Raw genomic sequence first — 15,835 nt, 5'->3', positions numbered from 1 at the left:
GAGTTTCCGCGGATCTGGATCATGGCGCTGTCGAAGGCCGATCTCCTGCCGAACCTGGACGTGTTCAAGTTCCGGGACCTTCTCGTCGCGAAAGCATGGGACGACATCGAGGAACTGCTTGCCGAACTGGTGCAGGCCCGCGACGCACTGGCGGTGGGTGAAGGATTCGTGCTGGTGTCGTCGGCGAAGTTCGAGGCCGGCAGGATCGCGGTCACGGAGCGAGTTGGGCTGGAGCTGATCCTGCCGCTGGCCGCCATGCTGCCTTTCGAGCGGCATTTCCGGTGGGCCCAGGCGAAGGAGGTCCCGGTGAAGGTGGCCGAGAACCTGCTCGGCGGTGCCGAAGTGCTGGCCGCCGCGCTGATCGACCGCAAGATGAAGGTGCCTGGCCCGGTGGGCAGTTTGCTGAACTTTCTCGGTTCCAACCTCGTCAACGACGCGGCCAGGCTTGCGGGGGACAAACCCAGGAAGATGAACGCCGAAGCGCTAGCCAAGAAGGAATACCTCGCGGCCACGCTGACCGGCTTCCGGATGGACCTGGACAAGGGCGAAGAAGAGCAGATCCTGCTCAGGAGCCTTCGATGAGCCTCATCTGGGTCACACGCGGGCGGACCTGGGGCTTCCGGTTCCTCCTCGACGGCGGACTCAAGGATCCGCTCGTGGAGTACGACGCTGCCTTCTCGGGCATCGAGGATAGGCCGGAGGCCTGTCGCCGCGTCGGCGGGAAGGTGGCGCTACGGTTCCAGGATCCCTTAGGGCGCAAGGACGTGGCCGGCAGAGTGATCCCACACGACTTCGTCGTCTCCGGTCTCTCGGCCGATGAGATCGAGTCGGTAGAGGACGGGCTCCGGCTCGTCTGGAGCCGGCCCGAGGTCGCCGACAGGTTCGCCCGAATCTGGGAGCTACCGAAGCCACCCTCGGCTGGGTAGGCGTGAGTCCGTGTGTAAGTCTGTCCGCTTGCGTTGCGCGCTGTCGCGGGGCGTCTCGTTGACACGGTCGCGATCAAGGCGCGGTTTCAACGACGGTACGGCCCGGCTCAACTTCATGGCCATTGACCTGTCGAACGGGCAGACAAGATCATGCGCGAATTCATCGCCACGACCGGGCGCCGATGCCCGTCGCAGCAAGCGAATAGCATCGCAACTCCGTCTACGGGATGATCAGACCATGACCTCGACGCCCCACAGGCCGCACCGCGCGGCGGGATGGCCCCTTGTCATTGGCGTCGTGCCGGTAACGGCGGGCCCATGCCAAGGCGGGCCGTTGTGACGACATCCCCCGCCGCACCTCCAGGGCCGCCCCCGGCTGGCCCGACACCTGCGGAGTCTGAGCAGTTCGCCCGAACCAACAACCGCCTGGCTGTTGGAGACTACCTCCCACGGCTGTTTCACGACGGCACCGCCGCGGCTGGTAAGTGCGAGTGGAGCTCGCACGTGGCAGTCAGCCTTAGCAACCAGGAGGCCGGCGCTCTGGCCTGGGTGCTCATCGACACGATCATGCAGGCCCGGTTCGGCCCTGCGATTCCACTGTACGATGCGTGGCGGCAGCACACCCTCGCCAGTACCCAGATCCCAACGCCGACCAACGCGACGATCGGGTCATTCGTCGAGCCGGTATTCGGCCTGCCGGGAGCCGCGAAGAGCGAGACGCACCTGCTAGGGCACGTGGGCGAGTGGCTCTGGCACCTGCTCACCAGGGACAACCCAGCGGTACGAGTACAGCCCGACCCGAAGGGTGACGTCACTGACGCTGGCGGCGACGGCTTCACGATCTACGAGTCCTCCGCTGGCACGCTGCGGTTTCGGCTCTGGGAGAGCAAGAAGAACACCGGAAAAGGCTCACTGTTGGCAAGCCTGAACAAGGCGTACCAACAGCTCGCGGACAGCGGGCAGCGGTATGTCGCCAAGATCGTCGGCTCGTTCGCCCAGGTTCCGAACGGCGCCTCCGACGAGTTAGCTAGCTTCATCGCCGAGGTTCCCGGCGCATGGGTCCAAGGTGACGAGCTTGTCGGCGCTGGGGTCACCCTTGCGACGCACCAGGTGCTCCCCGCGACGCCGTTCGCCAGCATGGCGTCCAAACTGCCGCTGCTGAACAAGCCGGGTCAGTTGCGCGGCCTGGCCACGAGCATCAACGGCTACGACGAACTCGCCAAGACGGTTAGGAGGTACGCGTGGACCGCGCTCTAGCCACGGAGCACCTCGCAGGCGCGTTCGGTAATGTTCAGCTCAGTGAGCTCCCGACCGTTGCCGAGTTGACCGGCCTCATCGCCGAGCTGGAGATCGAGCTCGTCCGCGGCCTGACCGACACCGGGTTCCGGGCCGACCTGTCACCGTTGCGCCGCTCCGCGTGGTATCTGCACGGCATCGCCTCGACCGCTGGCACATCTCGCTACCCGGCTGAGCAGCGCCGCCGTGCGTTCGCAGTCAGCGCCCACGTCCTGGACCTGCTCCTGGATGACCCTGCGGAGACCGGCTTGGTGCGGCTGGCCACCGCGTTCGCCGCACAGGTCGGGTACCACCGGGCCGATGAGAGCCCGAATGCCGGCGCCGTGCGCCGTACACTTCGTGACCTCCTCGCGCACCCCGTCGAATTCGTCGAAAGTGCAGACGTTGCGCTGCACGCCGGGATTCTGTTCCTCGGCCTCGACATGACCACCCTCAACCGGCATCTGCGCATCTGGACCTCCGCCGCGGCTGCGCTGACACGCGGCGTCCAGCTCCAGAACCTCGACGGGACCATGTTCGGTCCGACGCAGCGGCTCCTGCTGGGCGTCGCCGACCTCGTCAGGTACTTGCGAGAAGGCGGAACCGACGCTCTTGAGGCCGCCCGCGGCCATCTATTGCTCGTGGTGAATAACGAGGTCGGCCTCAGCGACCTGGACACGCGCTGGGTCGCCGGGCACCTGCTCGGCCTCGCGGACGGGCTCGGCGAAAGCAGCGTCTGGGCGGTGCTTCCACCAGACCTCCCCGCGGCGGTGAAGCAGGCGTTCACCCTTGACCGGCAGCCTGTTCTGACGCTATGGCCGCCGCAGCGAGGGCTCATCACTCACCCGACCATCAGCCCGCTCAGCCAGACCACGTCGCGTCTGCTGGTGTCGGTCCCGACGAGCGCTGGCAAGACACTGCTGGCTCAGCTGATCATCTGCGCGCACACGGCACAGAACGACCGCGACGTCTGCTACGTCACCCCGCTGCGTAGCCTCGGTCGGGAGATGCGTCAAGCGCTCCGGTCCCGCCTTCGCTACCTCGGCCGGCGGCTCGGCGCAGACCTTCCCGACGGCTTCGGTACGCAGGATCTCGGCGGCGGAGTGGAAACCGGTGAGCTGCCACAGGTTGAAGTGATGACGCCCGAGCGGCTCATGAATGCGCTGCGACAGTCGCCGCAGGACGTGCTCAGCCGGTTCAGTCTGTTCATCATCGATGAAGCGCACCTTATCGCTCAGTCCGGTGGGCGTGGTCTACTGCTTGAAGGGCTGCTGTCCGTGCTGGACGCCAGCGGCGCAAGGCTGATGCTGCTCTCCGGCGTGATAGGTAACGCCGCTTCCCTTGCCGCGTGGACGTCGGCCGGGCACGGAGAGGTGCTGTTCACCGACGAGTGGCGCGCCCCTCGGCGCCTAAGCGTATTGATCACCACCGAGAAGATCGAGGAGAGCCGGACGGTTGTCACCGGGAGGCGTGGCGCGGCGGACAAGACCCGGTACGACCTGCGTGCACGGCTCGCCGTCCGCCCGACGAGCGCGACCGAGCGGCACCTCGTCACCAGCAACGACACCCCGATCGGCCAGCTCGTCCTCGGCGGGGACAACAAACGCAAAACCGGCACGTCACCCAACTACGCAACGACCGCCAGGACCGCTACCCTGCTGCTTCGAGCGGGGAGCCTTCTGATGGTTGTCAGCCAGCGAGCGACGGCACGCGACGCAGCCAAGGCGATGGCCGCCGAGTTGGACGACGACCCGCGTTCCCAGGGCCTAGCCGACGCGCTCGCTGCCCGACTCGGCGCCGATCACCCCCTGATCGGGTGCGTCCGCAAAGGCGTGGCCTACCACCACGCCGGGCTGCCCGTTGAGGTGCAGGAGGCCGTTGAGGACGCGATCCGCAGCGAGACGATCAGGGCGGTCGTCGCGACGAGCACCCTCACCGACGGTGTGAACCTCCCTGTCAGAACCGTCGTCATCGCGACGACCGAGTATGACGGGCAGGACCCCGGTCAGCGCATGTCCGCCGCGCAACTGCTCAACGCAGTCGGCCGGGCTGGCCGGGCGGGAAAGGAGTCCGAGGGCTGGATCGTGCTCGCCGTGCAAAGAGCGCTGAGAAGCAGCGATTTCGGCCGGCTGGCACCCGCACCGAGCGACTTGGAGGTCCGCTCCACCCTCGCTTCTCCGACCGCGCTGACCGCTCTCGCCGAGGCAGAAGCTCTGGTGGCTCAGACGCAGGACGCGATCCTCCGGCTTCCCTACGATCGGGAGTCGGGAGGATTTGTCAACTACGTCTGGTTCGTTTTGCACGCCCTCGAACTCGTCCCCAGCCTCGCCGACACTCGCACGTGGCATGACATCGTCACACGTCTGTTCGCATTCACGCAGCTTCCTGACGACCTGAAGACGCGGTGGCTTGCGCTCGCTGATGCCGTCGCTGCCCGCTACGCGCAGACATCGCCGGCCTCCCGCCGACGATGGGGGCAGGCCGGGACGAGTCTCGGGTCAGCCTCCGTCATCGAGTCGATCGCAACGATCCTGGCCGACGAGGTGCAGCTCCTCGGTGGTATCGGCGAGTACCCGCTTGACGAGACCCTTGACGTGATCGGCAACCAGGACGTATACACCCGGCTCCTGCAGCTGCCGGAGGCGAATGGGCACTGGCGCTTCCGCAGATCACCTAAAGGCACACCGGTTGATGTGGATGCCGACGCGGTCGTGCGCGACTGGATTGCCGGTCGTGATCTCACCGAACTCGCTGACACCCACCTCAACGAGGTCGCGGACCCAGGGTTCCGGCTTGAGCAGATGGTCGACGGCATCAGTGAGGGTGTCCAGCACTACCTGGCTTGGACCGTCGGTCTGGTCATCGCCCAGACAAACGAAATCCTACGGTCACGCCTCAGTCCGCTTCAGCTGTTGGCGAGCACCGCCGCTCACCTGCGGTACGGCGTCGACACGCCTATGGCGATCGACCTGCTCGTCCACGACGTGAAGTCCCGGACGCTGGCACGTGACCTTGGCCGGATCGCACGAGACGGCGGGCTTGATGAGGCTGGTCTGCGGGAGCACCTGAGTGAACAGCACATCCGCGGCTGGCGTGCCGACCTCGGTGCGACCCCTACGGACGTGCTCGATCTGCTGCAGTACGTCCAGGGCGGAGAACGGCACAAGCTTGGCGAGATGATGGCAACCGGATCTGTCACTGCGCAGGCCCGTCTCAGCGGCGGGCTCGTCCCAGAGCCACCTGACAGCCCCGTCCCGGTGACGATCGTCGCTTCCGACAACGGCGATGAGCTCAACATCTTGGCCGAGGACAGGTCGGTTCTCGGTGTGATCGTCGCACGTGATCACGCGGGTGTCGCAGCGGTCCTCGACAGCGGTCTGCTTCTCGACTTCAGCCTGTTGGGGACGACGGTGACGATGACACGCGCAGCCGCAGGGCAAATCAGCTTCACCTAGCCCACGCCGCCCACCACAACAGATCCGTAAGGCGTCCGCTCATCACCAGATCGGACGCCGACAAGAGGTGTCCGTCGTCACTATTCCGGCGTTCTCCCAGTCCCAGTTGCCGTTGGGCATGGCAGGGACGAACCAGAGGTCGTCGTGTCGGTCGAGGAAGAGTGCGCAGTCCCACGGGTCGGCGAGCAGCGTGACGGGCTGGGTGGCGCAGGTGATCGTGCAGGCGCAGCCGTGGTCGCGGTACGAGGGTCGTGGTAGGCGGTAGTGGGCGGGGCAGCGGCAGTCGCAGCTCCGTTGCCACGGTGACGTTGACGCCGTGGCGAACTCCAGTGGGGTAGACGCGGGTACGCCCCGGGCGCGGCGATGGCCGGCTCCGAGGCGTACCCGGGCGGGTGGTGACGCGGCTCGTCGGCCGGTTCCTTGCGGTTTCCGAAGTCGGCGGTTGGGTGGTCAGACGGTGAGTAGGTCGAAGGCGGCCAGCTTGAGGTCGCCGACGTTGCCGGTAAGGACACGGTTGGCGCGGGCGGCGTCGTTCTTGGCCGGCTGGTAGTGGTCGAGGTATTCGGTGATGGCTTGGTATCCGGACCACCGGCTGCCCGCGATGGCCTTCTGGGTGTCCGCTTCGCGGATGAGGTACTTGAGGGTGCCGAGCCGCTGCTTGGCGTTGTTACGGGTCTGGTCGGAGGCGTTGTACTTGACCGGCCAGAGCTGGGCGACAATCTGCTCGAACTCGCGCATGGTCAGCTCTGTCTGGAGCATCCGTTCGGCGGCTTTCTCGAAGGTGTCGAGGTACTTCCACATCAGTCCAAGTGCTTCGCGGGCTTGGCTGATCTGGGAGTTGACGTTGGAGGTGTGGCGGAAGGTGTAGTGCCCGACGGCGTGTTGGAACGCGGCCCGCTGGGTGTTGGCGCACACGACGCGGATCGGGCTGGCGTCGACCCGCAGGGCGGCGGTGCCGTCGTGCGAGGTGGTGCCGATCAGGTAGAGGTCCATCCTGTCGACGCCGGCGATCTCCATCGCGGTGGGCAGTTTCATGGTGACGAAGACGCTTTTGCCGCGGCGCAGACTGCCGGCGGTTTCGAAGTGGGCGCCGCCGACCTCGTCGACGAGGCGGTCGAGCATCTCGGCGCACTGCTCATTCTGGACGACGGTGTAGTCGGTGCCGACGATGCCGAGGTATTCGGTGGCGCCGGTGACGGGGTTGCGGCGGACCGTCATCCGTTTGTCGTCAGCAGGGATCTGGACCTCGACGCCGTCGACGCTGTCGATGCCAACGGTCCGGATGGTGCGTACGCCCCAGTCGCCGAGGTGGGCGGCGGCCATGACTTCGGCTTTCATGGTGTTCTGGGTGACGGTGCCGAGCTGGTGCCAGGCCGATTGGCGCGCGCTGGCGAATGCGGTTGTTCCGTCGGCGAACGTCTCGAGTTCGTGCGGCACGAGGTTGCTCCTCTCAATTGGGTTCCGGGGGCCGAGCGCACGGCGCGGCCCCCGGGCATGGGATCGCTGTTGGTACGGATCAGGGCTGGGCGGAATCCCCGGTCTCGGAGGCGGTGGCGTTCGCATCGTCGGCCTGCGCCGGGTGTGCGAAGGTCAAGGGCGCGTCGGAGACCATGACGATGCGGCCGGCGGCGGCGGCCTTGGTGCAGTTGTTGCGCACCGCGCCGGAGCTGACCGTGCGGCCGAGCTGGGCCCCGATGGCGGTGGCGATCTCTTGCGGGGTCATCGCTCGGCCCGGGTTGGCTGCCAGCACGTCGAGGGTGAGTTTCTCGAGTTCCCCGCGGTTGAACGGCTGGCTGCCGTCCGCGTTGACCGTCGTGTCGCTGCGTCCTTCGACGCGGCCGACGCCGTGTGCTCGGGGCGGCACGCTCGTGGGCAGGGTGACGACGTGGGTTTCGCCGTCTGGCCCGACGATGTGCAGGGTGCCGTCGGATCGGACGAGCGGCCGGACCGCGGCTGCGGCGCCTGGCGCCATGGCCGCGCGGATGGCCTGGTAGCACAGCGGGCAGCGGGGCGGCTGCGGGTTCGGGTCGACTTCGCTGGCCTTGGTCGGTCCGGCGATCCATCGCTCCGGCGGACCGGGCAGCCGGCGGGCGGCGTCGGCCTGCTCCATCGCGGTCAGCAGCCGGACTGCGCTCGGCTGACCGATCCCGCTCTCGGCCACGATCACGTCCAACGGCGCGCCGTCCTCACCGTAGTCGGCGAGGACGCCCTTGATTGCCATGACCTTGCGGTCGCCGGGTCGCACGGGCGGCGGAGCGGCGACCGCGCGGCCCTCGTCACGTGCCGCAGGGTCAGCGGTGCCAGTCCCATTCTCGTCGCCGTTGGGGTCCGGGCCGTCGTCCACGTCGTCGTCTCCGGCTTGAGCCAACGGCATCGAGTCGTCGGGATCCGGGGCGTCAGCAGGCTCGGCGAGGTCCGTGACGGCGGGCTCGGCCTCGTCTGGGGCGATCGTCTGTGCGTCGCTGGCGGTGGCGTCGGCCGGGTCAGGGCTGTCAGCCTCCCGCGGCTCTGCCAGCCTCCACCGCATCGGGGCTCCGTCGGCCGGGTCGGAGTCAGGGTCAACCGGGACGATCAGCCCGCTGTCCGCCAGGGTCTTGATCGCTTTGTCGGTCGTGGATCGCGCCCGGCCGGACTTGTCCGCGAGCTCGTGGACGTCGCCTTGGCCAAGTTCGCGGAGGGCGTCCAGGACGGCTTGTGCTGCCGGTGTTAGGGGAATCTGTGTCACTGCGGTTCCTCCTCAGGGAACTCGTGGGCACCCGGCACGACGGTGCGGGCGGTTGATGCGGCCGGACTGTCGGCGCCCGGCCGGGGGTGAACGGTGAGTCGATGCGCGGCCGCGCGGTCGTGGTGGAGTCCCCGACGTCCGCGACAGGGCATGCCGATGACCGGTCGCAGCAAGGGCGCGGTGACCGGTCCGGGATCGTTGTGGTGGTTGGGCTACGCGATGGCGACGGCGCACAGTCGTGCGGTGGAGCGCAGGCTGCGCAGGTAGATGCACGCCTCGTTCAGGAAGCGGAAGCGGTCGGCAACGGAGTCGCTGGCGGGCTTGAGTAGCCGCCCGTCGGTGGTGATGAGCGCGTCGCCGATGAGCGCGGTCCGCCAGTGGAGCGCGGTGTAGGTGGCTTCGCCCGCTTGGTAGACGGACAGTTCGTAGGGGTCGAGGGAGTGGGCGAGCATCGCCAGGACGCGGGGCTGTTGCTCGAAGCGGCGGCGGGCTTCGGTGAGGGTGACCTTGGCGGGGTCGGCGTGGTGCTGGGCGAGGTAGTCCTCCCATGGCCGGGCGGGTTTGGTGGTGGCGTTGACGTGGATGTTCCAGGCGCGCCAGCGAAGGGAGGCGTCGTTGACGGCTTTGGCCGCGGTGCGGTTGAGGTCGAGGCGGCCTTTGCGTCCGCCGGCGGCCATGGTGACCGCGCCAAGGCGGCGGGCGGCGTCGAGCAGGTAGTAGCCGAGGAATCGGGTCAGCCAGCCGATGAGTCGGCGGTGCCGGACGTGGAAGCGGCGGGCGGGTGTGCCGTTGGCGTCCAGCAGGTCGTTGACCTTTTCGGAGGCGGCGAACCAGTCCGCGTCTTCGCCAGGTGCGAAGCAGACGGTGACAACCTGGTCGGTCAGTGGCGTGGGCTTGGGCATGACGGTGTGATCCCTTCGTCAGGACATGTGCGCGGGCGCGGCGGCGCTGCATCGCCGTGCGGCGTCTGTTTCGAGGTGCCTGCTTTTATGGCGCGGGCGGTGGATCACGGGCCGACCGGAACGGTGGGCGAGGTGATACCGCGTGCGCGGGCAGGTCCACGAGGGACAGACGGCGGCGGTGCGAGAACGAGAAGAACCTGCACCGTAGCGCCGCGATCTGACAGCACACCCCTTGTCAGGAACGCCGCACATGCCACGTGACCTGCGCTGACAGGATGGGCTGTGCCGGGTGCCAGAGCCTGTCAGAGTACGAAGACCCCGTCGTCGTCGAAGTTGGCGTTGGCGGCCGTCGGCGCACCGTGGTCGCTGGGCAGCGCGACCAACGGCACCCGCTGGATGCCGCCGATCGGCAGCCATACCGCCTCGGCCGGGTCGCTGTCATGGACCGCGGTCGCGGCGGCGACCCTCGCTCCTGCGGGGCGGAGAAGCGCGTGGAGGTGATCCTCGCGGGCGGCGCTGTGCAGCCAGAAGAGCACCGGGTAGCAGGGGCCGCCGCTGCGCTCGAGCGTCGCGTACCTGTCGAGCTTGGCGATCACCCGGCCGAGCGGTTCGCTGCCGGTGTCCACCTCGAGCCAGTAGCCCACGGACGCGGCGCCGACCCTCCACACACCGTGCCCATCGGGCCTGACCGTCGGGAACCGGGCGGTCGCGGTCGCCTCCGACCACCACCGCTGCAGCCGCGCTCCGGGATGGCGTCGGCTGTGGGCGGCGAGCCGGACGCCGAACTCGTTGGCGGTCAGCAGGTGCGTCAGGTGCGGGTTGGCGGACATGCGCTGGATGAGTTGGCGGCTGGTGCTGGCGGTGGGTTCGGGCCGCCGGTGGGCGGCGGCCTGGAAGCGGTGTCCGTTGTGGCCGAGGGTCCAGTGCCATGGCTGGCTGCCGCCGCCGTCGCGGGCGAACCGGAACCGGTCGACCAGGTCGAGGGCGTGCAACTCGTTGAGGCGGATCTGGCAGGTGCGGCGGGCGCGGAACAGCATGCGGTGGATCTGGTCGGTGGTCAGGACCTGATGGTCGTCGAGGAGCTGGAGGATGCGCCGGTCCCGGTTGGTGATGTGTGGGTAGATGGCCAGCAGGCCAGCAGACCGAGGTGTTGGCATGGCCGCGTTCACCCCTTGGAGAGAGAGTCCCGATAGGGAGTCTGGATCAGTCGATCTTGGGTTTGGGACGCGTAGCGGCCCGCGTTTGCGCAGGCCAGACGCCTGACAGGGCGGGCCACAGCGGCTCGCTTGAGGTCTCGTGTCGCGGACATCCCCAAACGAGCCCCCGGCGCCGTACCCGGCCGAGCCCTTGGACGAGCCGACCGACCGGGTTGCCCGGGTCAACGGTCGCGGGCTATCTGCCGGCGCAGCGCCGTACGGGCGAGTTGCTGCATCGGAGGCTCGGCGCCGCGTCGGCTGTGTGCGGCGGCGCACGCCTGCCGGATCGCGGTCGCTTCTCCGACGACCGGCGCCGGCGGGTTGGTGATGAACGTGAAGGCGGGCACCTCGCGGTTGTCGACCAGCAGCCGGGCGGCGGCGGTGTAGACGTCGAGGTGGGCGAGGTCGTGTTCGTCGAGGTCGGGCTTGGTGTGCCGGGACAGCTCTCGGGCGTCGCTGGGATCGACGGTGAAGAACAGCTTCGAGCGGGCGTTGGCCGACACCGCCGCCGCGACGTCGTTGGGTAGCTGCGCCAGGTCCTGGTGTGCGAGAACCAGCCCGAGGCGGAATCCTCGTGCCTCGGCGAGCATGTCCGCGACGCTGCCGGGCAGCGTGAGGAAGTTCTGGCACTCGTCGACGAACAAGGTGGCGTCTTTCCGCTGGTCCTCGGGGATGGCGGCGCGGGCGATGGCGGCCTGCCACACCCGGGCGACGATCAGCGAGCCGAGGATCCGGGCGGTCTCCTCACCGAGGATGCCCTTGGGCAGCCGGCACAGCAGCACGCCACCGTCGAGGACCCGGCCCATGTCGAAGGAGCTGTGGGCGTTGCCGATGACGCTCTTGACGAAGTCGCGTAGCAGGAAGGCTCGCAGCCTGGCGAGGACCGGGGCGATGACCTGGCCGCGGAACTGCTCGTTGATGCCGTCGTACCAGACCCAGAATCCGCCGAGGCCGTCCGGGTCGTCCAGGCCGTGCGTGAACCGCCCACGGAACTCGCGGCTCTGCAGCAGGGACGGGACCATGCTCAGCGTCGGCTTCGCGTGCCGCATCAACGTCAGGCAGGCCACCCGCATCGTGTCGTCCATCCGGGGCCCCCACTGACCCTGGAAGATACGCGCGAAGATGCCGACGAGATTGTCGACTGCCAGGTGCGGGTCACCGCCGTCGTCGAGCGGGTTGAAGCAGCCCGGGTTCTCCTGATCCGGATCGATGATCACAATTTTGTCGGCGTACGAGGCGGGAAGCCGGTCGAGGATGTCGGTGATCAGGTCCCCGCGCGGGTCGATGACCACCGTCCCCCGGCCTGCCTTGATGTCGCCGACGATCATGTTCAGCAGCAGCGTGGACTTCCCGACGCCGGTCTTGCCTACCACGTGCACGTGCTGGCGTGCGTCGCTGACGCGCAGGCCGACGCTGTGACGGCCGAGCTGCGAGCGGCCCAGCACCTTCACGCCTCGCCCGCCGGACGGGACGGCGACCGGCGCTGGTACGGCTTTGGCCCGGGCACGGTCCAAGCCGGGCACGGCGAGATCACGCGGGAGGGCAGCGAGAGCGGCGAGCTCCGGCACGGTCGCCAGGAACCCGCGCCGCAGCCGCCGCCCGGCGATCGTCGCGACCGGCTGCGTCATCTTCATGCGCCGCAGCCGGTTCGGGCCGGTGTAGACGGCGGCGGCAGCGGCGATGGTGTGGGCGAGCCCGACCAGGCGGTCCCGGACCTGTGTCGCCCGCTGCCGGTCCGGTGGTGTGGTGGTCGGGTCGGTGGCGACGGCGAACCGGACCGCGATCTCGAAGTGCGGCACCCGTACGGCCTTGTCCACGACGGTTCGCGCCTCGACGGCGGCCACCGGGTCACGCTCGACCACCCTCCCCGCCGCTGCGGCGTGGGCGGTGCGCGGCCGGGACGGGCCCGGCAGGAAAACCTCAAGGAACCACAACAGCGGTTCGACGGCCACCCGTCCGATCCCAGAGACGGTCCGGGCGGCCGGATCTGCTTGCCTGCCGGGGTGGCTGGTGGCCGCCACGCGTCGTGCCGATCGAACCCGGTGGGCGGGGGCGGGCCGGGCGAGGATCTGCACGCAGGCGTGTTCGCGGTGGCGGACCTCGGCCCCCGCAGCTAGGAGGGCCCGCAGCGGGTCGAGGTCGTGGTCGCTGCGCAGCGGCAGCCCGTCGGCGTGCTGGGGCCAGTGCGCGCCGCCGACCTGCTCCCCCACCTCGGCGGGAATTGGGGCGGCCGCGTCGGGTGTGGTGATGGTGGCGGCGGGCCAGGCCGAGCGGACGGCGGCCTCGACCGCTCCGGGCGGCACGGTGCCCGGCACCCACACCCGGATGGTCAGGGCACGGCCGGTCCACGTGTACTCCCAGGCGACGTGCGGGTAGCCGTAGACGCGGCGGCGCCACACCGACGGCGTCAGGACGCCCACGACGGCGGTCCAGAACGCCGCCGCCGCCTCGGCGGTGACCTCCGGCGGAGCGGCGATGGTCAGCCAGCGGGCGCCGGCCACGAGACGCCTGTGCCGCCAGGCGAGGATCAGGTCGTGGCCGAACACGCCCGCGACGATGACGGCGGCGGCGAGCACGCCGAGCCAGGGCCGGGCGAGGATCCACAGCCCGGCATCAACCGGCCACAGCGAAGGATTCATCGGAGATCGCCGATCCCCGTTACGGCGATGGCGTGTTCGGCGGCGGACCCCACGCTGCGGAACGGGATCCGCGATCGGCCCGCGACGAGCAGTCCCTCGCCCCTGGGCGCCGCCAGCAGGAGCCGTGATTCCCCGGCCGTCAGCGAGAACGCCTCGGACACGGCGTCGATGGACTGGGGGCTTTGCCGCATCAGGATCTGGGTGGCGGCGTTCGACACCACGGCTAAGCCGAGGTCGGTGGACAAGACATCGGCCGCGTCCTGCGTGACCACGCACAGCCCGGCGGCGCGTTTGCGGGCGGCTTTGGCCATCCGGAACAGGAATCGGGCGCCTTCACCGTCGCGCATCAGCAGCCACGCCTCGTCGACGACGACCAGCTGCCGCCCGCGCGCGGCCGGGGCCGGGGTGTCGATGCGCGACCAGATCGCGTCGAGGGCCAGCAGGGTGCCGATGGTGCGGAGCTGGTCGGGCAGGTGCCGCAGCGACCACACCACCAGATGCCCGGCCGGGACGGTGGTGGTAGGTCCGTCGAAGAGGCTGGCGAAGTTCCCGTCCGTCCACGGCGCGAGCCGGGCGGCGAGCTGCCGGGCGGCCGGGTCGTTGTCCGCGCGGAGGGTGGCTGCCAGGTCCTTAAGCAGCGGTGCGGGCCGGGTCCAGGTGGCTGGGTCGGCGTTGATGCCGGACCGGTGGTAGGTGGCGGTGATGGCCCGGTCGAGGGCGGCGCGTTCGGCCGGCGGCGGCGCCGAGCCGAGCATGACCGCGATCAGGGTGTGCAGGTAGAGGCTGCGGCGGGTCAGAGTGTCGGGCCGGGTGTCGGCGGGAAGGTCGAACGGGTTGATCCGCACGCCGGGCTGGCCGAGCTGCACGACGGTGCCGCCGACGTGGTTGGCCAGGGATGTGTACTCGTCTTCGGGGTCGATGACCGACACCGCGGTGCCCTGGTACAGGTTGCGCAGGACGTCGAGCTTGACGAAGTACGACTTGCCGGCGCCGGAGCGGGCCAGGACGACGCTGTTGTGGTTGTCCTGGGCCCACCGGTTCCACACCAGCACCCCGTTCGAGGTGGTGTTGACCCCGTACAGGACGCCGTTGGGTGGGGTGAGGACGCCGGGGGCGGGGGCGGCGAGGTCCGCGGAGGCGAGCGGGAACGCCGCGGCGAGGGCGGTGGTGTCGAGGATGCGGCGCATCCGCAGCGAGTCCACGCCAACGGGCAGGGTGGCGATCCAGCCCTGCTGGTGGCGGAAGGTGGCCGGCTGCAGGTCGAGCAGGACGCTGGCGGCGGCCGACTTCACGCCCGCGGTCACCGTGGCCAGCTCGTCGAGGTCGCGGGCGTGGATGGTGACGTAGATGCCGGTGTGGAACAGTTTCGCGGCGCCGCGGGCGACGCGCTCGGCGAGGTCGGCGGCGTCGTCTGCGGCCGCGTCGACGATCGGGTCGCCGAGCCGGCCGGAGTCGGCGTCGAGACGGCGGGAGGATTCGAGGCGGGCGCGTTGGCGTTTGAGCATCGGCGCGGCCAGTGGTGGCGGCACCGGCTCGATGTGGACGGCGACGTCGACGCGTGCGGGGTAGGACAGCAGCGGGTCGAGCCAGGCCGGGCCGACCTCGGCAGGGTATCCGCACACGACGTAGGTGGCGGCGTAGCCATCACCGACCCGCACATGCCATGGGGTGACAGACAACGCCGCCGGCGACGGCATGCCCTCGCCCGTGGCGGCGCGCGTGGTCGTGGGCTTCCAGAAGGTCATGGTGTCCTCCGCATGGTGATCGGGGTGCCGGGTACCGCTCGCGGGCCTGATACGGGCGGCGCGAACGGGTCGACGGCCGTGGCGAGGGCAGCGGCGACGGCCGGCCCGTCCAGGACGGTGGCGTCGACACCGAGCCCGGACAGGACGCGGGCGGCGGCGTCGGCGGCGTGCTCGCCGGTGACGACGGCCAGGACCTGGCGGCGCAACGGGTCGCGGTCGTTGTCGAGCTCGACCAGGAAGCGGGCGTAGTCGTCGGCGGCGGTCTGCAACGCTGGGTGCGGCAGGCGGGGCGCGGCCTCGACGGTCGCCTGCGCGTAGGGGGTCAGGTCGTGTCGTTGGGCGGCTACGACGAGCTGGGCCGGGCCGGTGAGGCTGTTGAGGAACCGGCCGAACCCGTCCAGCAGCGCGGCCTGCTCGCTGCCGGTGCGCAGGTGGATGTTGGTGGTGCCGCACGCGATCAGCACCTTGGCGCCGCCCTCGCTGGTCAGCACGCCGGTGCGGCTGATGGTGGTGACCGGTGAGCGCAGCGGCGCCGGAACGGGCACCGCGGTCGCGGTGACCGCGAGCGCGCTGGCCCGAGCCGTCCCGGGCGTCAGTGTGCGTGGGCTGCGGGACAGGGCGAGGCCGTGGCGCAGCCACACGTCCAGGGGCAGGCCGTCGCGGCGTCCGAGCGCCACGGTGGTTGCGGTGGCGAACAGGATGAGGCCGGCGACGATCCAGGCCGCTGGTGGCAGCAGGTGCCCGAACGCGCGGTGGACGCCGAAGCCGGCCAGGCCGGCGCCGCCGATGATGCCCAGCTGCCGGAACGTGAGCCCGAACGCGATGCGGTCGGGCTCGTTCACGTTGGCCGGAACCGCCGCGAGGGGGCCGGTGTCGTCGAGGTGGTTCATGTGCCGCTCCGATTGACGTAGACGTTGCGCAGCCGGCGGTAGTGGTGGCAAGTGTGGGTTGCTCATGTCGATCCGCGGGCCG

General features: G+C 69.5%; 11 protein-coding genes. 4 read left to right on the top strand and 7 right to left on the bottom strand.

Annotated elements, in window-relative coordinates; translation table 11 throughout:
- The 4 genes from AB0H87_RS24550 to AB0H87_RS24535 form a co-directional block, all read left to right on the top strand.
- The coding region (locus AB0H87_RS24550) for a hypothetical protein (RefSeq protein ID WP_360149908.1) at window positions 1–582 on the top strand (582 nt) is incomplete at its 5' end.
- Entirely contained in the window at window positions 579–926 is a 348-nt protein-coding gene (locus AB0H87_RS24545; protein WP_360149905.1) for a hypothetical protein, read from the top strand. The genes AB0H87_RS24550 and AB0H87_RS24545, both read left to right, overlap by 4 nt.
- Before the next feature lie 504 nt (window positions 927–1,430).
- Window positions 1,431–2,183 carry a hypothetical protein gene (locus tag AB0H87_RS24540; RefSeq protein WP_360149902.1) on the top strand — a complete coding sequence of 251 codons (753 nt, stop codon included), beginning with the start codon at window positions 1,431–1,433 and terminating at the stop codon, window positions 2,181–2,183.
- Entirely contained in the window at window positions 2,168–5,656 is a 3,489-nt protein-coding gene (locus AB0H87_RS24535; RefSeq protein WP_360149899.1) for a DEAD/DEAH box helicase, read from the top strand. The genes AB0H87_RS24540 and AB0H87_RS24535 overlap by 16 nt, the downstream gene beginning before the upstream one ends.
- A gap of 450 nt (window positions 5,657–6,106) precedes the next feature.
- Here AB0H87_RS24535 and AB0H87_RS24530 read toward each other — a convergent pair whose 3' ends face one another.
- From AB0H87_RS24530 to AB0H87_RS24500, 7 genes are all read right to left on the bottom strand, one after another.
- Window positions 6,107–7,093: a DUF932 domain-containing protein gene (locus tag AB0H87_RS24530; RefSeq protein WP_360149911.1), complete on the bottom strand. Its 987-nt coding sequence runs from the start codon at window positions 7,091–7,093 to the stop codon at window positions 6,107–6,109.
- A 79-nt stretch (window positions 7,094–7,172) separates the two neighbouring features.
- Window positions 7,173–8,183 (bottom strand): MarR family transcriptional regulator, encoded by a 1,011-nt coding sequence (locus AB0H87_RS24525; protein ID WP_360149896.1) that lies wholly within the window; start codon window positions 8,181–8,183, stop codon window positions 7,173–7,175.
- A 410-nt stretch (window positions 8,184–8,593) separates the two neighbouring features.
- A complete protein-coding gene (locus AB0H87_RS24520; RefSeq protein WP_360149893.1) occupies window positions 8,594–9,283 on the bottom strand; it encodes a hypothetical protein in 690 nt (229 codons plus the stop codon).
- Between the two features lie 302 nt (window positions 9,284–9,585).
- Window positions 9,586–10,440: a replication-relaxation family protein gene (locus tag AB0H87_RS24515; RefSeq protein ID WP_360149890.1), complete on the bottom strand. Its 855-nt coding sequence runs from the start codon at window positions 10,438–10,440 to the stop codon at window positions 9,586–9,588.
- A 221-nt stretch (window positions 10,441–10,661) separates the two neighbouring features.
- A complete protein-coding gene (locus AB0H87_RS24510; RefSeq protein ID WP_360149887.1) occupies window positions 10,662–13,118 on the bottom strand; it encodes a DUF87 domain-containing protein in 2,457 nt (818 codons plus the stop codon).
- Window positions 13,115–14,863 carry a DUF87 domain-containing protein gene (locus tag AB0H87_RS24505; protein ID WP_360149884.1) on the bottom strand — a complete coding sequence of 583 codons (1,749 nt, stop codon included), beginning with the start codon at window positions 14,861–14,863 and terminating at the stop codon, window positions 13,115–13,117. The genes AB0H87_RS24510 and AB0H87_RS24505 overlap by 4 nt, the downstream gene beginning before the upstream one ends.
- A complete protein-coding gene (locus AB0H87_RS24500) occupies window positions 14,860–15,753 on the bottom strand; it encodes a PrgI family protein (RefSeq protein ID WP_360149881.1) in 894 nt (297 codons plus the stop codon). Before AB0H87_RS24500 ends, AB0H87_RS24505 begins: the two co-directional genes overlap by 4 nt.
- Window positions 15,754–15,835 lie beyond the last annotated feature (82 nt).

This window comes from Asanoa sp. NPDC050611 (genome assembly GCF_040654855.1).
Taxonomy (GTDB): domain Bacteria; phylum Actinomycetota; class Actinomycetes; order Mycobacteriales; family Micromonosporaceae; genus Asanoa.
The sequence above is the reverse complement of the archived record's forward strand: the minus strand, read 5'-3'. Positions and strand labels throughout refer to the sequence as shown.

Excerpts from the sequence above, each read along its gene's own strand:
- AB0H87_RS24515 (WP_360149890.1), bottom strand. The coding sequence starts at position 10,440 with ATGCCAACACCTCGGTCTGCTGGCCTGCTGGCCATCTACCCACACATC.
- AB0H87_RS24510 (WP_360149887.1), bottom strand. The coding sequence starts at position 13,118 with ATGAATCCTTCGCTGTGGCCGGTTGATGCCGGGCTGTGGATCCTCGCC.
- AB0H87_RS24500 (WP_360149881.1), bottom strand. The coding sequence starts at position 15,753 with ATGAACCACCTCGACGACACCGGCCCCCTCGCGGCGGTTCCGGCCAAC.
- AB0H87_RS24545 (WP_360149905.1), top strand. The coding sequence starts at position 579 with ATGAGCCTCATCTGGGTCACACGCGGGCGGACCTGGGGCTTCCGGTTC.
- AB0H87_RS24520 (WP_360149893.1), bottom strand. The coding sequence starts at position 9,283 with ATGCCCAAGCCCACGCCACTGACCGACCAGGTTGTCACCGTCTGCTTC.
- AB0H87_RS24505 (WP_360149884.1), bottom strand. The coding sequence starts at position 14,863 with ATGACCTTCTGGAAGCCCACGACCACGCGCGCCGCCACGGGCGAGGGC.
- AB0H87_RS24525 (WP_360149896.1), bottom strand. The coding sequence starts at position 8,183 with ATGCGGTGGAGGCTGGCAGAGCCGCGGGAGGCTGACAGCCCTGACCCG.